Consider the following 2,431-nt stretch of genomic DNA (forward strand, 5'->3'; position numbering starts at 1 on the left):
TTCCATACACGAGAACGTTATATGCAAGCCACAAACCACACCAATTAATGATAGAAACCGTTTCAGAATTTTTAGAAGAATTTAAAAAAAAAGGAATAAACGAAATTGCTTCAAAAGATGGAGATATAACTCATACCGTTACCATCGGAAATATGTTTGAAGGTTTGACTTCTGAATTATTAAATCGCTCTATTTTTAAAGGCTTAAATATTAAAATTGTGAATAACAGTTTTATTTATAATGATAGTGAAGTTTTAAGTAAAGAAATGGACTGTATGATTGTTATAGGAGATGGGCAAAAAATTTCATTTTCAAATCAATTTAAATATCATATAAAAGATGTTATTGGTGTTATTCAAGTTAAGAAAAAACTATTTAAAAGTGCACTTGATGATGCCCATCAAAATTTAAAATCGGTAATAGATACAGCTGAACCAAGAGATGGCGAAATGTATATGAGAAGAATTCAATCGGATTCATATAAACTACTTATGGGTAAAGTTATGCCTTCAACCAAAGATATTGTTACAAAATCTTGGAGAGAACAAATGATGTTTCATTTTTTATTAATGCAATCATTTTGGCCCATTCGGATTTTGATTGGTTATGAAAGTTATAAATCTGAATACGGACTGAGAGAAGGTTTTGTAAATCATTTAGAGGAATTAGTGAAAGATGGGCCAAGAGCTGGTTATAATCCTATAAGCTTTCCAGACTTAATGATTTGCGGAGAAAACTCAATTATAAAGAATATTGGAATGCCTTTTGGATATCCTATTCAGAAAGACAATCAATTTTATTGGGAAATACTTCAAACAACGAACAATAGACCAATGTATCTTTTATTGGAGATGATATGGACAAGATTAAGTTACAGATTTGGCTTAAGTTCTGAAATATTTGGAGATGATTTTGCTTTAGATGCGTTTCATCCTTTCTTAAATTGTAAAGAAAGAAAAATGGACGAAGTGAAGTATGGTTGGGAATATAATTATCACGGTCTGACAAAAAAAGAACTTTCCAAACCTCTAGTTTCAATAGAATGGAAACCAATTGAGGTAAACAAAGTCGAATCGACAATACTCTTTACATTAATTAATACTCATAAAATTAAGTGCGACAAGGAACTTATTGAGTATTTAGAAAAAGAAAAAACTACTTTAGAAGATTTTGTCAAAGATCTAACAAGAAAAAGAATTGCTTATAAAGAAGGAAATGAAATACTTCTATTAATGGATTTACCAATTATTAGTTTTGGAACTGACGGAAAAACCTATATCGGAGAAAACAAAAGTGGAGAAATGTCAAATTGGATTCTGAAACAGGCCAGCATATAACACCGTATATAATTTATTGCTGGCTTCTTACCTACTTACGAAAGTCCTCGCGGACTTTCTTGGTTGGTAATTATTTACTAAATTAGTTGCTTGAAACACGCAACAAACCATATACAACAACGTTGCCCACAATATGAAAATCCAGCAAACCATTGAACATTTGTCAGGCGAATTAGATTTAGCTATTCAATCTGATTTCTTGAATTATGAACAAACTAAAAAGATAAAAAGTTGTGGGATTTACTTTATTTTTCAAGGTGAGAAAGTGATTTATATCGGAAAAACAAATCGGAATGGAAAAACAAGACTTCGTGAATTAGCTTCTGATTATCGAAGTCATACACTTAATAGAAAATTTATAAGAATTTTATTGAGTCAAGTTCTGAAAACAGATTTTCCGCCATTAAAAAAGGAAACAAAGCATCAATTAATAACTAAAGGAATTTTAACACAGGAACAATTTGTAACAATTCAAGCAAAAATCAATCATATGATTAAAACCGAATTAAGATTCAAATTTTACTCAACTGATTCGGAAAACGTAATCCAAATGGAACATTTTGCAATCGGAGTTTTAAATCCTGAAATGAACGACTAATAAAAATGAGCGAACAAATAAACCAAATCCAAAAGTTATTTAAAGTCGATTTATCTTCGATTCCAAATTCTGAATTTTATGAACAAGGAGAACCAATTTTTGTAGATGGAAATGAAGTACGAACTTATTCCAAAATGTTTATTGAAGAAGATGATTTTGAATTTGGACTTTTTGATTGTATTGACGTGAAAACTTTTAAAGGACTTCCAAACAAAAATATTATTTTCACCAACGAACCAATTGTATTTGGAGATTTTGAATTTCAACGAATAGAAAAATTAATAAACAATCTTTACCAAATTTATGGTAATGACAATTTAGGAAATGGAAAATATTCTTCCGATGATAAAGATGCAATTGAATTTGGATATTTAAGCAGACATTGGAGTGAGAATAAAAATCCTGCTATGTTGAGTTTTGATGAAGAAGAGGGTTTAAGTTTTGCGATTTGGATAACTGAATAAAAAATACTGTGGGCAACAAAGAACTGAGTTAA

General features: G+C 29.8%; 3 protein-coding genes. All 3 read left to right on the forward strand.

All coding sequences use genetic code 11. The features are described 5' to 3' along the window. A partial coding sequence (locus tag KO494_RS07790; protein WP_215967044.1) for a DUF6602 domain-containing protein occupies positions 1 to 1,337 on the forward strand: 1,337 nt, incomplete at its 5' end. Between the two features lie 133 nt (positions 1,338 to 1,470). After that, on the forward strand, positions 1,471 to 1,935 hold the full coding sequence (locus tag KO494_RS07795; protein WP_215967045.1) for a hypothetical protein: 465 nt from the start codon (positions 1,471 to 1,473) through the stop codon (positions 1,933 to 1,935). 5 nt (positions 1,936 to 1,940) lie between these two features. After that, complete coding sequence (locus KO494_RS07800; protein ID WP_215967046.1) at positions 1,941 to 2,399, forward strand: hypothetical protein; 459 nt, start codon at positions 1,941 to 1,943, stop codon at positions 2,397 to 2,399. Positions 2,400 to 2,431: the final 32 nt, after the last annotated feature.

Origin of the sequence: Lacinutrix sp. C3R15, assembly GCF_018860825.1 — a bacterium.
Classification (GTDB): domain Bacteria; phylum Bacteroidota; class Bacteroidia; order Flavobacteriales; family Flavobacteriaceae; genus Oceanihabitans.

What these genes read in the sequence shown, in the direction of transcription:
- KO494_RS07795 (WP_215967045.1), top strand. Translation starts at nt 1,471, where the DNA reads ATGAAAATCCAGCAAACCATTGAACATTTGTCAGGCGAATTAGATTTA.
- KO494_RS07800 (WP_215967046.1), top strand. Translation starts at nt 1,941, where the DNA reads ATGAGCGAACAAATAAACCAAATCCAAAAGTTATTTAAAGTCGATTTA.